16 protein-coding genes are annotated in these 18,332 nt (G+C 40.9%); 10 read left to right on the top strand and 6 right to left on the bottom strand.

Annotated features, from left to right (window positions below; translation table 11 throughout):
• Window positions 1–174: 174 nt before the first annotated feature.
• Window positions 175–630 carry a hypothetical protein gene (locus IQ264_RS25040; protein ID WP_193983995.1) on the bottom strand — a complete coding sequence of 152 codons (456 nt, stop codon included), beginning with the start codon at window positions 628–630 and terminating at the stop codon, window positions 175–177.
• Window positions 631–890: 260 nt separating this feature from the next.
• Here IQ264_RS25040 and IQ264_RS25035 point away from each other — a divergent pair, with 260 nt between their 5' ends.
• Entirely contained in the window at window positions 891–1,613 is a 723-nt protein-coding gene (locus IQ264_RS25035) for a histidine phosphatase family protein (protein WP_193983993.1), read from the top strand.
• 9 nt (window positions 1,614–1,622) lie between these two features.
• Here IQ264_RS25035 and IQ264_RS25030 read toward each other — a convergent pair whose 3' ends face one another.
• The gene (locus IQ264_RS25030; protein ID WP_193983991.1) at window positions 1,623–2,459 is read right to left on the bottom strand and encodes a dienelactone hydrolase family protein; all 837 of its coding nucleotides are present in this window, start codon (window positions 2,457–2,459) and stop codon (window positions 1,623–1,625) included.
• A gap of 319 nt (window positions 2,460–2,778) precedes the next feature.
• Window positions 2,779–3,150 carry an SH3 domain-containing protein gene (locus tag IQ264_RS25025; RefSeq protein ID WP_193983989.1) on the bottom strand — a complete coding sequence of 124 codons (372 nt, stop codon included), beginning with the start codon at window positions 3,148–3,150 and terminating at the stop codon, window positions 2,779–2,781.
• A gap of 226 nt (window positions 3,151–3,376) precedes the next feature.
• Here IQ264_RS25025 and purB point away from each other — a divergent pair, with 226 nt between their 5' ends.
• Window positions 3,377–4,672 (top strand): adenylosuccinate lyase, encoded by a 1,296-nt coding sequence (gene purB, locus IQ264_RS25020; RefSeq protein WP_193983987.1) that lies wholly within the window; start codon window positions 3,377–3,379, stop codon window positions 4,670–4,672.
• A gap of 152 nt (window positions 4,673–4,824) precedes the next feature.
• On the opposite strand, the gene IQ264_RS25015 is transcribed toward purB, so the two are convergent.
• Complete coding sequence (locus IQ264_RS25015) at window positions 4,825–5,367, bottom strand: T4SS efffector SepA family protein (protein WP_228061800.1); 543 nt, start codon at window positions 5,365–5,367, stop codon at window positions 4,825–4,827.
• Between the two features lie 85 nt (window positions 5,368–5,452).
• Between IQ264_RS25015 and IQ264_RS25010 the strand changes: the two genes are divergently transcribed.
• From IQ264_RS25010 to IQ264_RS24980, 7 genes are all read left to right on the top strand, one after another.
• Window positions 5,453–5,926, top strand: a complete 474-nt coding sequence (locus IQ264_RS25010) for a type II toxin-antitoxin system VapC family toxin (protein ID WP_193983985.1) — start codon at window positions 5,453–5,455, stop codon at window positions 5,924–5,926.
• A gap of 3 nt (window positions 5,927–5,929) precedes the next feature.
• On the top strand, window positions 5,930–6,112 hold the full coding sequence (locus IQ264_RS25005) for a hypothetical protein (RefSeq protein ID WP_193983983.1): 183 nt from the start codon (window positions 5,930–5,932) through the stop codon (window positions 6,110–6,112).
• 15 nt (window positions 6,113–6,127) lie between these two features.
• A complete protein-coding gene (locus IQ264_RS25000) occupies window positions 6,128–6,322 on the top strand; it encodes a hypothetical protein (protein WP_193983981.1) in 195 nt (64 codons plus the stop codon).
• Window positions 6,319–6,921 carry a Uma2 family endonuclease gene (locus IQ264_RS24995; protein WP_193983978.1) on the top strand — a complete coding sequence of 201 codons (603 nt, stop codon included), beginning with the start codon at window positions 6,319–6,321 and terminating at the stop codon, window positions 6,919–6,921. The genes IQ264_RS25000 and IQ264_RS24995 overlap by 4 nt, the downstream gene beginning before the upstream one ends.
• 233 nt (window positions 6,922–7,154) lie before the next feature.
• The gene (locus IQ264_RS24990) at window positions 7,155–7,817 is read left to right on the top strand and encodes a hypothetical protein (RefSeq protein ID WP_193983976.1); all 663 of its coding nucleotides are present in this window, start codon (window positions 7,155–7,157) and stop codon (window positions 7,815–7,817) included.
• 17 nt (window positions 7,818–7,834) lie between these two features.
• Window positions 7,835–9,679 (top strand): hypothetical protein, encoded by a 1,845-nt coding sequence (locus tag IQ264_RS24985; protein WP_193983974.1) that lies wholly within the window; start codon window positions 7,835–7,837, stop codon window positions 9,677–9,679.
• Window positions 9,676–11,148: a DUF1802 family protein gene (locus IQ264_RS24980; protein ID WP_193983972.1), complete on the top strand. Its 1,473-nt coding sequence runs from the start codon at window positions 9,676–9,678 to the stop codon at window positions 11,146–11,148. Before IQ264_RS24985 ends, IQ264_RS24980 begins: the two co-directional genes overlap by 4 nt.
• A gap of 53 nt (window positions 11,149–11,201) precedes the next feature.
• Here the strand turns inward: IQ264_RS24980 and IQ264_RS24975 are convergent, their stop codons facing one another.
• The gene (locus IQ264_RS24975) at window positions 11,202–16,139 is read right to left on the bottom strand and encodes a GAF domain-containing protein (protein WP_193983970.1); all 4,938 of its coding nucleotides are present in this window, start codon (window positions 16,137–16,139) and stop codon (window positions 11,202–11,204) included.
• Window positions 16,140–16,348: 209 nt separating this feature from the next.
• Window positions 16,349–17,878 carry a YifB family Mg chelatase-like AAA ATPase gene (locus tag IQ264_RS24970; protein WP_193983968.1) on the bottom strand — a complete coding sequence of 510 codons (1,530 nt, stop codon included), beginning with the start codon at window positions 17,876–17,878 and terminating at the stop codon, window positions 16,349–16,351.
• An 80-nt stretch (window positions 17,879–17,958) separates the two neighbouring features.
• Between IQ264_RS24970 and IQ264_RS24965 the strand changes: the two genes are divergently transcribed.
• Window positions 17,959–18,306 carry a histidine triad nucleotide-binding protein gene (locus tag IQ264_RS24965; RefSeq protein ID WP_193983966.1) on the top strand — a complete coding sequence of 116 codons (348 nt, stop codon included), beginning with the start codon at window positions 17,959–17,961 and terminating at the stop codon, window positions 18,304–18,306.
• Window positions 18,307–18,332 lie beyond the last annotated feature (26 nt).

Genomic DNA, 18,332 nt, shown 5'->3' with positions numbered 1-18,332 from the left:
CCCCATCCCCCCATCACCCCATCAGCCTAAATATTCAATTTAAATGCGTAGCAGTTTACTAGGCAACCTCAACTGAAGTTAATTAGCTAAAAAAAATGTAGAGATGTTTCATGAAACGTCTCTACATATATATAACAGATTTTATTCAAGACAAAAAACAAAAATTTTCTTGTCTTAAATTCTTCTCATATTCACGGGAACACAGAAACCACTGCTACAATTTGTCACTCTTAACTGATTTCGTCCCACAGGTTGAATCCGAAATGTGTCAGGGTTATAGTTAGGAACTGGTCTGTTACTTCCTGGATAAGTTGGTCTGCTACCCCGCAAAATAAAACCATCTCGCGTTGGCGTTAGTGTCATTCTTTGTTCCACATTTATTACTCGTCCATTTGGCATTCTGGCATTTACAATCATGCGACCAAAATTGCCATTCATGGACAGTCTCGCTTGATGGTTAATGCCACTGACACGCCACTGTAAACTCCAATTTCCATCCAGGGCAACGTTAGGATTAACGCTGCGAATGCTGGGTTGTTGTGCGATCGCAGTTTCTTGGATAACTGTACTACCAATTACTAAGGAACTAGCCGTCAAACCTACCAAAGCTAAAGCCAGTAAATTTTTCATAAATTACTCCAAGTTTTGTAATTTAATAATTGAATTCGTGGGAAATTCTTTCTAACTTGTTTGACGCATAGCTTTATTTTAAGTTCCCTATTAAAATTCCGAATTACTCTGGCAGGGTACTATATATATAGATAATGGTAAATGTAAAAATACTTAGACAATGTTAGCGATCGCTAATTAACAAAAGTAATTATTTTGCCTTTTCCATCTATGTTATCCTGTAACTTAATGTATTATTCTTTGCTGATATCTACTACAGTATGCAGCTTTATTTTATTAGACACGCCGAATCTACAAATAATTATAATCGGCGAGTGACTGGTTCGAGTAAAGGTCGATCGGACGATCCAGAATTAACAGCTACAGGTCAAGAACAAGCTCAACTTTTAGCCCAATTTCTCAGGAACAATTATTCATCTATACCCGTCTTAGAAAGAGACTTTCAAAATGCCAGAGGTTTTAACTTTACTCATTTATATTCCAGCTTAATGATTCGGTCTGTGATTACGGGGACTTTCATTTCCCAAGCAATAAATTTACCGTTAAAAGCTTGGGTTGATATCCATGAATGTCGAGGGCCTTATTTCCGGGACGATCAAACTGATGAACCTATCGCTACAGAGGGTAAAAACCGAGCATATTTTACCGCAAATCATCCCGAATTAATTCTCCCAGATTACTTAGGAGAAAAAGGTTGGTGGAATCGTCCCGTTGAAGAAACAGAACAATGGTTTGTCCGAGCAAAAATGGTTTTCCAAGAATTAATAGAAAAACACGGAAATAGTAATGATAGAGTAGCCATTGTCAGTCACGGAGGATTTTATAATTGCTTTTTAGCAACGGTTTTAAATTTCCCTCCCGGACATTGTTATTCTTTTATTCTTAACAATGCTGCCCTTAGTAGAATTGACTTTGATAATGGCAAAGTGAGATTGTGTTATTTAAATCGAGTGGATTTTTTGCCCAAACATCTGATTACTTAGGTAGTTTGCTTAAGCAACTCCATATTTTTGAAACCAAGCTAACATTTTTTTCCAGCCATCTTCAGCTTGTTGTTTGCGATAACTGGGACGGTAATCAGCAAAAAAAGCGTGGGGTGTATTGGGATAAAGTACAATTTCTGAACTGCTTTTTCCAGCTTTTAATGCTGTCCGCATTTTCTCAACTGTTTCCTTAGGAATTCCATTATCACTACCGCCATAAAGTCCTAAAATTGGTACTTTTAAATTAGCAGCAATATCAATAGGATGCTTAGGAGTTAATGGAGTAGATTCACTAACTAAACGTCCATACCATGCAACACCAGCTTTGACATTTGGGTTATGTGCGGCATATAACCAAACAATTCTACCACCCCAACAAAAACCTGTAATTCCTAACTCTTTGGTATTGCCTTTACTTGACTGTGCTGCCCATTTTACGGTAGCATCTAAGTCAGACATTACTTGAGAGTCGGGAACTTTAGAAACGACTTTGGAAATGATTTCTTGGATGTCAGACATTTGGGAAACATCGCCTTGACGGGCAAACATTTCGGGGGCAATAGCTAAATATCCCAACTTAGCAAGACGACGACAAATATCTTGGATATGTTCGTGAACTCCAAAGATTTCTTGTATTACTAAAATAGTAGGAAAATTACTCCCAGTTGCAGGCATAGCGCGATAAGCTGGAATTTGTCCATCTGCAACCGGAATTTTCACTTCTCCCGCAATTAAACCTTTGCTATCTGTGGTGATAACTTGGGCGGAAATAGGGCGAACTGCTAATGCAAAACCAGCAGCTAAACTAGAAGCAATAATAAATTGCCGACGAGTTAAATCTTTCATTCGTAGTTCTCTCCTTCACACCTTAATATAAAATGATTATAGTTTAATGTTTTCAGCATTAGCGAATTGTTTGATTAGCTTCTTTTGGGAAATTTGTAAATTGTTAAATTTAATGCGATCGGAAGTCGTGTTAATTTTGAAACAGAGATAATAGCCAATGTTAAATCAAGGAAAAACTTTAAAAAAGATTATTTTTCATTAAAAATAGTAATTTATAATGAAAAAGTCGTGAAAGAGAGCGATTCTTAAGCACGACTTCGAGCATCTTATTAATTTTAAAAACCCAAATAAAACTTTTCGTTTTTCAGGTGATAAACTATCAATCAGCGCCACAAGTTAGGTAATTTGCCCATACCCAACCTTCGTAACCGTTGCCTCTGTCGGTAACAATATTTGCCCAATTTCCCGATCGATCGAACTTCTTAAGCAACACGACTGAACGATTAGGAATAGTACCGAAAGGTTTGGCGTTAATGTCGTTGCGATCGCGCACTTGTAAAGGCCCACCTTCGGGAGTCATTACCATCATGAATTGCTGGTTACAACGTTGCTGTGCAATCAGGAATTCATTGCGATTTTGACTAGGGATTAAATTAGTTTGAGTGGCAGAAATAGCCTTTGCACTGCCTAAAGATAAAGATACCAAAGTAATAATTGATAGAGCTTGTCCCAAATTAACTATTCTACTCATAATCAACAATTCAACTGTTAAATTAAACTATTAGTTTACTACAACGATCTCCGTAAAATTCCTGAAATTCGTAAACCCTGGTAGAGACGTTGTATGCAACTGGTAGAGACGTTGCATGCAACGTCTCTACCGCTGCCTTAACAAAGCTTTATCAAATCGGGGTTTTCTCGGCTTTCGCTGGGGGCAGATAACGATAAAATATGACAGTCGTACTCTGTAGCAGACTGTGATTGAGCGTTATACGTTGCCTGAGATGGGCAACTTGTGGACAGAAACTTATAAATTAAAGACGTGGCTTCAGGTTGAAATTGCAGTTTGCGAGGCGCAAGCTGAACTGGGATATATTCCGACTGAGGCGGTAGAGGAAATTAAGGCGAAGGCAAACTTTGACCCGAAGCGGGTGCTAGAAATTGAAGCCGAAGTCCGCCATGATATGATTGCCTTCCTGACGAATGTTAACGAATATGTGGGAGATGCGGGACGTTACATTCACTTGGGTTTAACTAGTTCCGATGTGCTCGATACGGCTTTGGCATTGCAATTGGTAGCTAGTAGCAATGTGCTGTTAGAACGTTTGGAAGATTTGATTCAAGCGATTCGTTACCAAGCACAGCAACATCGTAACACGGTAATGATTGGTCGATCGCACGGAATTCATGCCGAACCGATTACTTTTGGGTTTAAACTGGCTGGATGGTTGGCGGAAGTTTTGCGCCATCGTGACAGATTGGTGAATGTGCGTCAGCGAGTTGCAGTGGGGAAAATTTCCGGTGCAGTGGGAACTTACGCTAATATTGAACCGAGAGTAGAAGCGATCGCTTGTCAAAAACTAGGTTTAGAACCAGATACCGCTTCAACTCAGGTAATTTCTAGAGATATTCACGCGGAATTTGTCCAAGCTTTAGCATTACTTGGCGCATCAATTGAACGCTTCGCCGTAGAAATTCGCAACTTGCAAAAAACCGATGTTCTAGAAGTAGAAGAATACTTCGCCAAAGGACAAAAAGGTTCTTCCGCAATGCCGCACAAACGTAACCCAATTCGTTCCGAAAGATTAACCGGAATGGCGCGAATTTTGCGGGGTAATGCGGTTGCTGCTTTGGAAAATGTGGCGCTGTGGCATGAACGGGATATTTCCCACAGTTCGGTAGAAAGAATGATTTTGCCAGATAGCTGCACTCTGACTCATTTCATGTTAGTTGAAACTACTGATTTGGTGAAGAACCTGTTAGTTTATCCCGAAAACATGGCGCGAAACATGAATGTTTACGGCGGTGTAGTTTTCAGCCAAAGAGTGATGTTAACTTTGGTGGAAAAAGGGATGAAGCGGGAGGAGGCTTATGCGATCGTCCAATCTTGTGCTCACCAAGCTTGGAATAAACCTGAAGGTAATTTCCGAGAATTAATTAGCAGCGATCCTCGTGTTACTGAAAGGTTATCGAATGAAGAAATTGAGGAGTGTTTCGATCCACAAAGGCATTTAAAGCATTTGGATCAGATTTATCAACGACTGAGTATTTAGTTGTAAGTAGAACTGTAGAGACGTTGTATACAACGTCTCTACAGTGGGGGTAATAGACCGGACATAATATTAACTATTATATATGTTACAAATCCATAGTGATATATTCTCACAGTAAGTTTGCTTAGTTTTCACGTTCAATTATCTATCTATTACGGCATCCAAATGAGCTTACCCTTCTCTCCAGGGAATGCAGCCTCCTCTTTATTACGCCACTCAATGTAGATTTCAATTGACACTTTCAGTTTCTCTACGAGGTGGAATGTATTACGCCATGCCAAATTTGCATCTACACCTTGCACTGAAATGTTTGCCTCTGGTATGTATCTAAATCCACAATCACTCTTCTCGCCTTTAACGACATGGGATAGAGTCTGCTTTCTCAGTTCGTCTACAGACATCCCTCGACGTACAGCAAGCTCATGTGCTGCATTAACAATTTTGTTCCAGTTCGGTTGACGGATTTCTTTATTGTCAATCGTGGCTTGAATCACTCTCGTATGCTGGAGATTACTTGGCGTATGAGGGTTTAGTATTTTGTAATTATCTGTTTGAGAAATTTGTTGGGTTTGGTTACGTGCCTCATAGTCATTCAATAACCGTTCAATAACAGTTATGGGTGTATCCTCAAAAGGAACAGCAATGGCTTGAAGCCTCTTATATAAAGGATCAGGGATTCTAACGACTGGCATCATACTTTAGTTTTGTACAACATTTTATAATATAAAAGTGTAACACATATATAATTATAGTTGTAAATATGTTGAGAGCCTATCTTGCATGAGCGAAACTGTTTATATCGAAACCAGTATATTAGGCTACTTGACAGCCAGAGCAACCAAGGATCTGATCTTAGCTGCAAACATCGAGATAACAAGAGATTGGTGGGAATCTCGCCGAAGTGCTTTTACACTCTGCATATCACAGGCAGTTCTGAACGAGGTGGCACAAGGAGATCCAGAAATTGCAGCACAACGTCTAGAGATGGTTCGTGAATTTCCCTTGTTAGAACTCAATCAGGCTGTACTAGATTTAGCAGCACAATTTCTCTCTAGAAGCAACCTTCCACCCAAAGCCGACATCGATGCGATTCATATTGCAGCAGCTACGGTTCACAGATTGAATTACCTGCTAACCTGGAACTGTAAGCATATTGCAAATGCTCAAATTCAGAGAAAACTTGCAGAGATTAGTCTTGATTTAGGATACCAACTACCGATTATTTGTACACCTTACGAACTACTAGGAGATTAACTCATGTGGAAAGACGAAATAGTAGAGGAAATCCATCGAATTCGTGATGAATATGCTAAATCTTTCGACTACAATTTGGAGGCAATATTTGCAGATTTGCAGAAACAACAAGCTGAAAGTGGAAGAAAACTAGTATCATTACAGCCTAAGCAGCAGTCTAATAATGTCATAAATGTAAAGCTTTAACAGGAGGAACATAATATGAAACTAGCTGAATTGCTTCCCGCTGTTCGACAGCTTTCTGCACCAGAAAAACTCAAATTGATCCGAATTCTGGCAGAAGATTTAGAGATGGCAGAGGAAATTTCGCCCTTAGAACCCTTTAAAACTTATGACTTACCAACTCCATACGCTTGTTTTGGGGCGGGTGCAATTCTAATGGAGGGACTAAAATGACAGAAACTAATTTATCATCAGTATTTTCTGTCAATATTCCAACTAGTTTAATGCTGCAAGTTTCCCATGAGCAGTTTGTGGAATTGGCGCTGGCTAACCGCGATTTACAACTGGAACGAACTGCTACAGGAGAGTTAATTGTTATGCCACCAACGGGGAGTGAAACTGGTAACAAAAACTTTGATATTTCTGGACAAATTTGGTATTGGAATCGTCAAACTAAACTAGGTGTAGCATTTGATTCTTCCAGTGGTTTTCATCTACCAAATGAGGCCGATCGATCTCCCGATGCTGCTTGGATACGTCAAGAAAGATGGGATGCTCTGACAAAGGAACAACAAGAAAGTTTTGCCCCTATTTGTCCTGATTTTGTGCTGGAATTGCGTTCTAAAAATGACAATATGGAACCTTTACGAGCTAAGATGCGGGAATATTTGGAAAATGGCGCTAGTTTGGGTTGGTTGATCGATCGCAAAAACCAAAAAGTAGAAATTTATCGCCAAAATCGGGATGTGGAAGTGTTAGATCGTCCGCTAAGTTTATCAGGGGAAGATGTTTTACCTGGGTTTGTTTTGGATTTAACTGAAGTGTGGAGTTGATAAATAAAATTTTGCAATCTTTCTTAATTAATTGTGATATTATGTAATGCTTATTGACTAATAATTGATGTAAGCAAAGTAGAAAATTTATAGAAATTCCGCTATTTATTGGAGTTTCTTTAAGTAAAGTTTTAGTAATTGAAGAATTTGCCTGAATACATAGAAATAAGTATTTTCACATCATATTATTGAAGAAAAGTCGTAATTTTAAGTTTTTTAAAGGAAATAATACTATGCCATTAAAAGCTACAGATCCTAATGCGAAAATTTTGATTTTGCTGGTTTTATGGGATATTGGTGCGGCACAACAAGAAGTTAATAAGGGTTTGCTGACCAAACGAATTGTGCCAAAAGGGGGGAAAGTAGGGGATTTTCAAGAAGTTTTCGAGCAATTACAGGCTGAAGATTTAATGCAGGTTTCGGCGAAAAAGATATTTTTGCCCGCTAAGGGTATGGAATATTTAAATGCGCGGTTGAATGACCCAGAATTTCTATTTAAAAACCAAATTGGGGCACAAACTGCAAATTCGTTGTTGAAATGGATTCGAGAAATGGGAACTCTAAATCATGGGGAAAGTTCCGCAGTTGCACCTACCCAAAGTGCAGCAGGGGCGATTCCTTCTTATGACGAGTTCAAGACAGAAATTCTCGCTCTGTTTGAAAAGTTGGACAAGGGTTACAACTACAGCGGACTTGTACCCATCTGGCATTTGCGGCGAGAAATTGGAGAGCGTGTAAGCCGTGAAGAGTTTAATGACTGGATGATGCAAATGCAGCGTGAGCAGTTCTTAGATCTACAAACTGGTGAAGCTCCCGGAAATACTAACGATCAGAAACGAGACTCGATTACCAGTGAAATCAGAGGACTTTTGTTTTTTGCTAGCAAACCATCTTGAAACCAGGAGAAGAAATCATGACAGCTACTAATCCTTATATATTGTTTGAAGAAGCACGGAAGCAAGAAGGATCAAACCCTTTTAAAAAAGATATTGTTATAGCTAACGAAGAAGTCTGGGGTGAAGTTATTAGTGACTTAACCAGCCTCAACGAACATATTGACCAAGCAATTACTCAGGTAGTTAGCGAAGTTCGCAAAAAATATTTGAGTAAAGTCGGTATTGCCGTTCAAGGAGAAAAGGGTAGAGGAAAAAGTCATGCTATACGTCGGGTATGGAAAAAGATTGAACGAGAAGGAGGTGCTTTATTTGCCTATATACCTCCCTGCTCTAATTCCATGAAAATTGATTCTCATGTTCGTTTTTATGTAGCGCAAAGTTTTAAACAGCAAGACCTACAAGGTACAACGCAATGGCAAAATCTTGCTGCTTCTGCTATTGCTACTTTGAAAAGCACAGAATTTGAAGAACAATATCAGGACTACCTTAAAAAATGTGAAAATCCTGATGAGCTAAGGAAATACATTATATCAAGAATAGGTAGAGAAAAATTACCTGATTTTATTAATGATTTGACTGAATCTATTCTTGAAAACAAATCAGGGATAGATTTCTATTTTCTTAAAGCTGTCTTATGGCTACTGTTCAAAAATATGATTGTAGCTCAGGGCGCATTATCTTGGTTAAATGGTGCAGATGATCCTAATATTAAAAGTGCTGGCTTACCTGAGTATTCATCTGAGCAAAAAGAAGTAAGCGCTATTTCAATAATTCAACAGATTTGTAAGCTGGCAGAATTAGCATCATTGCCTGTAGTTATTTGGTTTGATCAAGTAGATAATAATGCACTCGATTCCAACAGTGTAGATAGTAGTAGTCAAATTGTTGCAAAATGTCTTGACCGCATTTATTTTCAATGCAGTAATGTAATTTTGCTTTCCTGCCTCTTACCAAAGGACTTAAATGAAATCAAACAACTTGGATCGGGTGTTTCAGATCGAGTATGCCAGCAAGTATTAGAAGCGAAGAGAGCTACTTACGGGCAAATGATAGAGCTTGTAAAAATGAGGCTGAATTGGTTCTATCAAACTTACAATCTTAATCCCAATGATTATCCTTTCTTGTATCCTTTACGAGAGGAGGAAATCAAAGAAATTGCCGATCAAGGGTCAAGTACAAGAGTGCTTCTTCAAGAATGTGGGAAAATCTTTGATTCATCAGTAATAAAACCTATAATAGACAAGATTGGCCCAATAATAACAGATCGTACAAAAGAATTTTTAGACACTTACAATCAACTGATGAAGAAAAAGCTTCAAGTTCCTATTAATGATGAAGATAAACTAGCTGAAATAATAGGTTGTGCAATATCGATGATACCTGAAGAGGGTGTAGATCAGGTAATAGTCAACGAATTAGAGTACATTGAGGAAGCCTCAATCTACGATCCACATTGGATTGTTTCCGGGTACGATTTAACACATCAAAAGCAAGTGACAATTGGCATTAGGATTTGCGAAACAATGACAGCAGCTACATTTAATGCCGTCATGAAGCGGCTGTTAAAGTATGAAGATTATGAACTCACTCGTGGTTGCTTAGTGCGCTCAACTCCTGTACCTAAAAGTTGGAAGGTAGGTAGTCAGATGTTACAAGATCTCGTGGATAAAAAAGGAGGTGAAGTAATTGTACTAAAGAAAGAAGAAGTCAAACATCTATTGGTTCTTCAAAGAATTTATGAACAAGCAGAAGATTATGGTTTTGACGAAGATGAAGTTATTGAGCTAGCCAAAAAATTACAACTAGTAGCTAATAATAGGTTAATTCGTGAAATCCTAAGCGAAGGTACTACTTTAACATGACTATCCATATTCTCAATGGTCTTCAATTGCCTGCTTTTGATGTTGAAATGCTGACTTTAGGCAAACTCATTGCTGTTCCGTTTAGACAGCACATCAATGAAGGTCAGGTATTCTGGCTTTATCCTAGTCAAAATCTGCCAGATACTCTCAGTATCGAACAGTATTATCAGCCAGAATACCTGAATTACGTTGAAAGTTCATTTGCTCAAACTAAAGTACAGCCCCTTCAAATTAAAGCTTGGGCGCGTTGCGAATATCACTGGCGAATCAACCCAGAGGAAAAGTATCTTTTATCGATGATTGCTAAGTCAACAGTTTGGAATTTGAGTGCATTAGAACAAATATTTAATCAATATCAAGTTCTCAAGCTGTTGATTTTGCGAGTTTATCGCTTGCCCCAACCTTGCATTGTTAATCAACCAACAGAAGCAGGCGCTTTTTACTGGCCTAAATCTGAAGATCATCTTACAACAGCTAGTGAAAATCATACTCCTGTGATTTCCAATGCTAGTTTTAACAAACGGAAAGCTCTTTTATTAGCAGGAGAACTTTACCCCTATCAAACTCTGGAATATTTGCAATTTCAGCTGGGAGCAATATCAGATCACAGATTGGATGCTAAACGACTAAGCCAGGATATTAAAATATTTCTAGGTTGGTCTGAGAATTTATCTACATCAGAATATGATCCTGATTTAGAAATTTGGATTAAAAAAATTACGCCTGTAGGTAACTCTAGCGATGGTAATGAATTTGAAAGACTAGTCCGTAAAAGCTTAGTTAAACTTGGTTTCAGTAATTCTAATACTAAGTCAGAAGCGAGTCTTGATCCTGATAGAGTTGGAGGCGCTGGTGGTTTAGATTTTTATTGTGAGGCTCCATATCCTGTAGTTGGAGAGTGTAAAGCTACCAAAACTGAAAAAGTTCCTGATGGAACAGCAGCACAACTTGTCAAACTTGGCTATAAACATCTTCAACGACAATATAATCGTTGTATCAAAATAATTATGGCTGCTGGTGAATTAACTGAAGATGCAGAATTAACCGCTAGTGGAAATGAAATGAACGTCCTTCGTCCTGAAACATTACAAAGATTGGTTGAACTGAAAGCAAAACATCCAGGATCTATAGATTTGTTAGATCTAAAACCTTGCTTAGAGTCTGAACCATTTGGAGAAGAAGCTGATGCTAAGGTCAATCGCTACATATATAATATTTGGGAAAACATTAAACTGCGATCGCATCTTATAAAGCTTGTAAAAAATGCCAATAGAGAAGTAAGTATAGAATACATAAGTGGTGCTTACGATGCTTCTGATCCACCTAAGCCAATCTTTAATTTAGAAGAAATGCGTGAACTTTTAATCGAACTTTCTTCACCTTTAACGGGATATTTGGGGCGAAAAAAAGGGAGTGATGGGAACGATCGCTTCTACTACCTGCGTGATTTAGTTGTAGAAAAATCATGAAATGTGTAACTTGCAAACATGGACAAACTAACCCAGGTTTAGTTAATTATTATCTATCTCGATCGAGAAGCTAAAAGTTGTTGAATAGTCATTACTAATTGTTTGATTTGAACGGGTTTTGTGAGGTAATCATTGGCACCAGCAGCCAGACAACGATCGCGATCGCCCATCATCGCTAAAGCCGTAAGAGCAATAATGGGTACATTGACTAAGTTTGGATTACTGCGAATCTGTCGGATAGCTTCTAACCCATCCATTTCCGGCATTTGAATATCCATCAATATCAAATCAGGATTTTCCGACTGAACAAAAGCGATTGCTTCGGAGCCGTTTTTCGCCACAATTACGCGATAACCTATGGCTGTTAGGTAGCTGGAAATTGTACTGATATTTGCTTCATTATCTTCTGCTAGTAAGATTAAAGGCGATCCTTCCGGTTCTAGCAGCTTCGGTTCGATGCTGGGTTCCGGTGGAATTTCTGGTTCAGCAGATGGATAATGAGAAGTAGTGTAGGGAAGATCGATCGTAAAACAACTTCCGACTCCAGGCTCACTAGTTACGCTTACTTGTCCGCCGTGAAGTTCCACCAAGCGTTTCACCAAAGTCAGCCCCAAACCTGTACCTGTATATTGACGGTTCAGGGCGCTATCAATTTGGACAAAAGGCTGAAACAGTTTATGGATATTTTCTTTTGCAATACCGATTCCTGTATCGGCGATCGTAATTCGCAGATAGCTTTGCGATAAGGAAGAGGTAGGGAGGTGGGGAGGTAGGGAGGTGGGGAGAGTATTTCCCCCCATCTCTGGTTTCCCCATCTCCCCATCTTCCTTTTGCGTATGACAGCTGACTTCTAAGGTGATGTGTCCGCCTTCTGGGGTGAACTTGACCGCATTGTTGAGCAGGTTGATCAAGACTTGGCGGATGCGCCGTTCATCCACTAATAAGTCGGGCAAATTGAGTGGCAGTTTCATCTCTACGTGGATGTGTTTTTTCAGCGCCAGTTGTTTGATAAAAGTCAGACTGGATTGGCACAGTGAGGTTACGGCGGTGGGGATGCAGTCTAACTCTAGTTGACCGGATTCTATTTTGGCGACATCGAGAATGTCGTTAATTAACTCTAGCAAGTGCGAGCCACTAGACTTAATGATTTCTAATGCTTTGATTTGTTGGGCGTTGACGCTGCCAAAGATTTTATCTTGTAGCCCTTCGGTCATGCCTAGAATGGCATTGAGCGGAGTGCGGAGTTCATGACTCATGTTGGCGAGAAATTCGTCTTTGAGGCGAGTAGCACGGGCGAGTTCTTGATTGGAAATAGCTAGTTGCTGGTTGCTTTCGACCAGTTGTTGTTCGGCTTGTTGTCGTTCGACAAGTTCCAGTTGTAGTTGTTCAAATAGGTTGGCTTGTTGAATGGCGATCGCTAATTGGTTAGCGATTTGTTGTAGAATTTGCGCTTCTGACTCCAGCCAAACTCGTTTTTCGCCACAGGCATGGACAACTAGAATTCCCCAGAGTTTGTTGTTTTCTCCAGGGGCTACCCAACGATGGTTTTCGCTCTTGTAGATTTCTTGCAGAATTGGGGCGACGATTTTGGATTGGATTTGACCTTCAACGGAGTATTCCAGTAGGCAATGTGTCCAGGTATCTCTCATTACGTCGGAGACGATGCGGGGTTTGCCTTGCCAGTAGCAGTCGAGAATGTCCTGTGACCATGATTCGTTGTTCCAATGACGATCTTTGAGGGCAATAAACTCACTGTCTACAGCTTCGGCGACGATTTGACTTTTGCCGTTGGGAAACAGCCGGAAGACGATGACGCGATCGCTATTCATCAAATCTTTAACTTGCTGAGTCACCTTAGCCAGAATATCTTTAAGATTCAGCGATTGGCGAATTTGTTGGGTGATCGCGTCTAAGGTTTGCTGCTGTTGTAGTTGTAATGCCATTGCTGCTTCTGCTTGCTGACGGATCACCAGTTCCGATTGCATCTGTTCGTAGAGGCTAGCTTGCTGAATGGCGATCGCCAACTGGTTGGCAATTTGTTGTAATAATTCGATTTCATCAGCTGCCCAGGAATAAGGCTGAGTGTTTTGGTACATCCCAAACAAACCCCAGAGTGATTCACCTACGAAGATGGGCGTGACAACATAAGCTCTGGCTTGAAACTGCTCCAAAAGTTCCACATGACAGGGTTGTAAGCCAGCTTGATAAATATCGGTAACTGTCATGATTTCGTTGTGTCGGAATCGTCCCCCTTGAGTTTCTTGGAGATAAGTATCCTCCCAAACCTTTTTTATTTCAGAGTCTACAAGTTTCACCCAATTGTCAGCCACAGCTTCGACGATAAATTGACCACTCCAATTCGGTTGAAATTGGTAAACCGCCACGCGATCTACTGCTAATAGTTGCCTTGTCTCATTTACAGCCGCCTTGAGTATGACTTCGAGTTCTAGGGATTGCCTAATTCGCTGGGTAATTTCCCGGAGTACGGCTTCTCGCTCAGCTTGTTGGCGCATTCTTTGCTCGGCAAGTTTGCGTTCGCGAAGCGCGTTTTGCCGTTCGGTAATATCCTGAAATGTAGCCAATATCCCAATCACATTGCCCTTCCAGTCTCGTAGGGGCATTTTGTTGGTTTCTAACCATCGCTGTTCACCCGTAGGTAGAGTGATCGTTTCTTCTCTGCCCAGTATAGCCGTGCCTGATTCCATCACTTGTCGATCGTCGGTATGAAAGGCTAAGATTTCGGCTTCTGTGAAGGAAAAATCCCAGTCGGTTTTACCCACAATTTCTGAGGATGATTGTAAGCCTAATGTTTTGGCAAATTGTGGATTGCCTCCCAAATAGACCGAGTTTCGATCTTTCCAAAATACTGATAGGGGTAAGGTATCCAGGACGGTTTGCAGAAATTGTTGAGATTCACGTAGGGCGTTTTCTGCACGTTTACGCACACTAATGTCTTTGGCAATGCCTACAAAACCGATAATTTGCTCATGGCTGTTTTTCAGAGGTGTAATGGATAGCAATACGGGAAAGCGAGAGCCATCTTTACGGATGTAAATCCATTCTTCTTCACTAAAATTATCTTTACGGGTTTTGGTGATAAAAACTTCTAAGCCTGCGGGGATCTCTTGCCCAAGTTCGATCGAAAGCACTGCTGCCCGCTGGGATAATTCTTCAAGATCGTGGATGACTAGGGGAGTCTGTTTACCCACCATTTCTTGAGCACTGTAACCCAGCATTCGTTCGGCACCAGCATTAAAAGTCTGAATTATGCCAGTTAAGTCGGTGGACATGATGGCGTAATTAGTACTATCAAGGATCGCACGTTGCAAGTTGTTGGCTTGCCGAAGTTCTTGGGTGCGTTGAGCAATTTTGGCTTCTAACTTGGCGTTGAGGCGTTCTAATTTTAGCTCGGCTTGCTGTCGTTCTTGGAGTTCTTGCTGTAATTGTTGATGGGTGGTGGCTTGTTGGATGGCGATCGCCAATTGCACTGAGATATGCTGCAACAAGGTGATATCTTCTGTTTGCCAATCTCGGTAATTAACACATTGATTGGAAATCAATAGCCCCCACAACTGCCCCGTCACCCGAATCGGAACTACTAAATTCGCTTTAACGTGATACTGTTCCAACAATTGAATGTGACAGTCGCTATAGCCTGTGGTGTAAATGTTGTTCACTACGACGGGCTGCTCGCGATCGTACAATGTTGCGGTTTGCTGTCCAAAGTAAGTGTCATTGATTTGGTTGCCTAGTGTGGCAGGCTGGCTAGGATCGACGGATTCAGCGATGATGATGCCGCTCCAATCTGGTTGGAACTGGTACACTAATACTCGATCGCACTCCAAAAATGTCCGTACTTCAGCTACGCAAATATTCAAAATCTCTTGCAAGTTGAGGGAAGTACGAATCTGGTTGGCAATCTGGGTGACTAATTTTTCCTTTTCTGCCTTAGTTTGGATCACCGCTGTGCGAGCTTCAACCTGTTGCTCTAGCTCAATGGTGCGACTTTCCAGCAATGATATTTTTTCTGCCTCTAAGCGCAGCACTTTTTTTTCCAAGACCTGCGCCAGTTTGTAAAGTTCCACCGGGTTGAGGGCTTGCAGTAAACTGGTCTGGGTGACAATGCCCAATAGCTCTCCTTGCTCTCCCGTTACCACCAATCGCCGGATGAATCGCTGTTCCATGAGTTGCTGTACACCCAACAGAGAGTCCGATGGCTTGACGGCAAAAATCGGCGTACTCATTACTGCCTGAGCTTGATAGGTTTCCATACTCAAACCCAATGCCTGAAACTGCACCAAATCCCGCTCGGTAACAATCCCCACTGGAATTTGTAGCGATCCAGTGGAGGTGACAACAGGTTCCACAATTATCACAGAACTGATGCGGTGGTTTGCCATGAGTTGGGCGATCGCTAGCATAGAACAAGAAGGAAAAGCACAAACCACTTCATGAGTCATCACTTCCGCTACCAGACGCAACCGCAATAGGTCGATCGGTCGGGCAATTTGCCGTAAACTTTCATGAGTAACAATCCCCACTAAGCGATCCTGCTCGTCAAGAATGGGCAAATGGCGAATCTGGTGTTTTTGGAGCAGATTAATCGCCAAAAATAAATCGGTGAAAGCTTCTTCATGCAAGGTAATCGCCGGATGGCTCATCACCTGCCGCACCATCAAGCGATCGAGGGGTTGCTGCTGGGAACTCAATAGCACCACGTCCCGCTCAGTGAGAATGCCAACTACCCGCCCATCTTCTACTACCACCACGCAGCTTGATCGTGCCTCTAGATGAAGCTCATCCTGTCGATCGTCGATCGTTTTAGCTAGTTGTTCCTCTGATTCCCTGTAACGATTCACACAGGCTAATCGAACACCGCTCATTTGGGCGATCGCATCCATCACCGTTGTATCCTGCGATACCACTAACGGATTCCCGACAATTGCAGACTTCAGTTCTAGCAGGTCAAGAGCAGTGGTGTGAGTGAACATGAGTTTGGAGAAGTTTTATTGTATTTTTTTTTAATTTCTCATTTTCTAAGAAATTAATCTCTAAAATTACTAAATTTTTAAACATATCAATCATATAAGTAGGGCATACCGCAATACTGCTCAGTTAATGACGAAAATATTTTAACGCTTTATCGAGCAGGATTGCGAGCTTTTGAACTAAAAATTTACGCTTTTTAACCAGCAGAGTATCACTGCATTCTATCAATTATGCGATATTGAATTGATTCAGCTATGTGCTGAGTTTTAATTTCTGCATCACCTGCTAAATCAGCAATTGTTCTAGCTACTTTTAAAATGCGATCGCTCGCTCTAGCCGAAAGCCCCAACTTCCGAATTGCGGCTTCTAATAAATTGCGAGAAGCATCATCTAATTTACACCATTGCATTAAATGACGGCTTTGCATTTCCGCATTAGAACGCAAATTTGTTTCGGTTTTGAAACGGTGGCGCGATCGTTCTCTCGCTGCTTGCACTCTCTCTCGGACTGAAGTAGAATCTTCCCCTAAAGGTTGATTAGTAATTTCTTCTGGTTTCAATCGATTAACTGCTACTTGTAAATCAATGCGATCCATTAAAGGGCCTGAAAGCTTTGCCCAGTATTGTTCCCGTTTTGGCGGAGAACAAGTACAAGGTTGAATCACATCGCCAAAATAACCACAAGGGCAGGGATTTGTACTCGCAACTAATGTGAATTGTGCAGGAAACATGACTGATAATCTAGTGCGAGAAATCGTCACATATCCATCTTCTAAAGGTTGACGAAGAAATTCCAAAACATCTCTTTTAAACTCAGTGAGTTCATCCAAAAATAAGACTCCTCGGTGTGCTAAAGAAATTTCCCCAGGTTTAGGAAAACTGCCACCACCAACTAATGAAGGGCCGGAAGCAGAATGATGCGGACTACGAAAAGGTCGATCGCTAACTAAACTACCTCTATTTTTTAATAACCCTGCGACCGAATAAACTTGAGTTACTTCCAGTGATTCTTCAAAAGAAAGTTCTGGTAAAATTCCTGGTAAACGTCTAGCTAACATTGTTTTACCACTTCCGGGAGGGCCAACAAAAATTAAATTATGACCGCCAGCAGCGGCGATTTCTAAAGCGCGTCTAGCGTGTGCTTGACCTTTCACATCTTTTAAATCTAAGCCAGAAAATTGCGATCGATCTAACTGTTTTTTGCGCTCAATTTTTACTGGTTGGTAACGTTTGGGATTATTCAAAAAATCAGCCACATCTGTTAAAGTTTCCAACCCATAAACCGCTAAACCTTCCACAACTGCCGCTTCCTGTGCATTATCAGCAGGAACAACTAAACCTGAAATTCCCAAACGTTTAGCAGCAGCGGCGATCGGCAAAACACCAGCAACCGGACGTAAACTATTATCTAAAGAAAGTTCGCCTAAAAAAAGAAAATCTCCCAACAATTCTGGGTTTACTTGTTCCGATGCTGCTAAAATTCCGATACTAATTGCTAGATCAAAACTTGGCCCTTCTTTACGTAAATCAGCCGGAGTTAAATTTATGACAATTCTTCGCATGGGAAAGGCAAATCCAGCATTTTTAATTGTCGCCTTTACCCTTTCGCGAGACTCCTGCACCGCAGCATCCGGTAAACCAACCACAACAATTCCCGGAAGTCCCCCGGAAACGTCCACTTCTACCCCCACTTTTACAGCATCAATACCTACAAGTGATGCACTCCAAACTCTAGCTAACACAGTTCTTTTCCTTAGCAATTAATTTAGTCTTATGTGTTTATCTTCTCTTATGATTGACAATTGACGATTAAAAATTATCAATGACTGCACAAGACACGATTTTCAGCAAAATCATCCGTCGGGAAATTCCCGCAGATATCGTCTACGAAGACGACCTATCACTCGCTTTTCGGGATATCAATCCCCAAGCACCTGTTCATATTTTAGTCATTCCCAAAAAACCGATTGTTAACCTTGCTGACGCAGAATCCGAAGACCACAAGATTTTGGGTCATCTGCTGTTAATTGTCAAGCGAGTTGCTGAACAAGCAGGATTGGAAAATGGTTATCGAGTAGTAATTAACAATGGCGCAGACGGCGGACAAACTGTATACCATCTGCATTTACACATTTTAGGCGGCAGACAGATGCAGTGGCCTCCCGGTTAGAAGAGGTGGGGGGTGGGGAGGTAGGG

The sequence above is a fragment of the [Phormidium] sp. LEGE 05292 genome, from assembly GCF_015207735.1.
GTDB lineage: Bacteria > Cyanobacteriota > Cyanobacteriia > Cyanobacteriales > Aerosakkonemataceae > Floridanema.
Note: the sequence above shows the minus strand (reverse complement) of the source record. Positions and strands in the feature narration are given on the sequence as shown.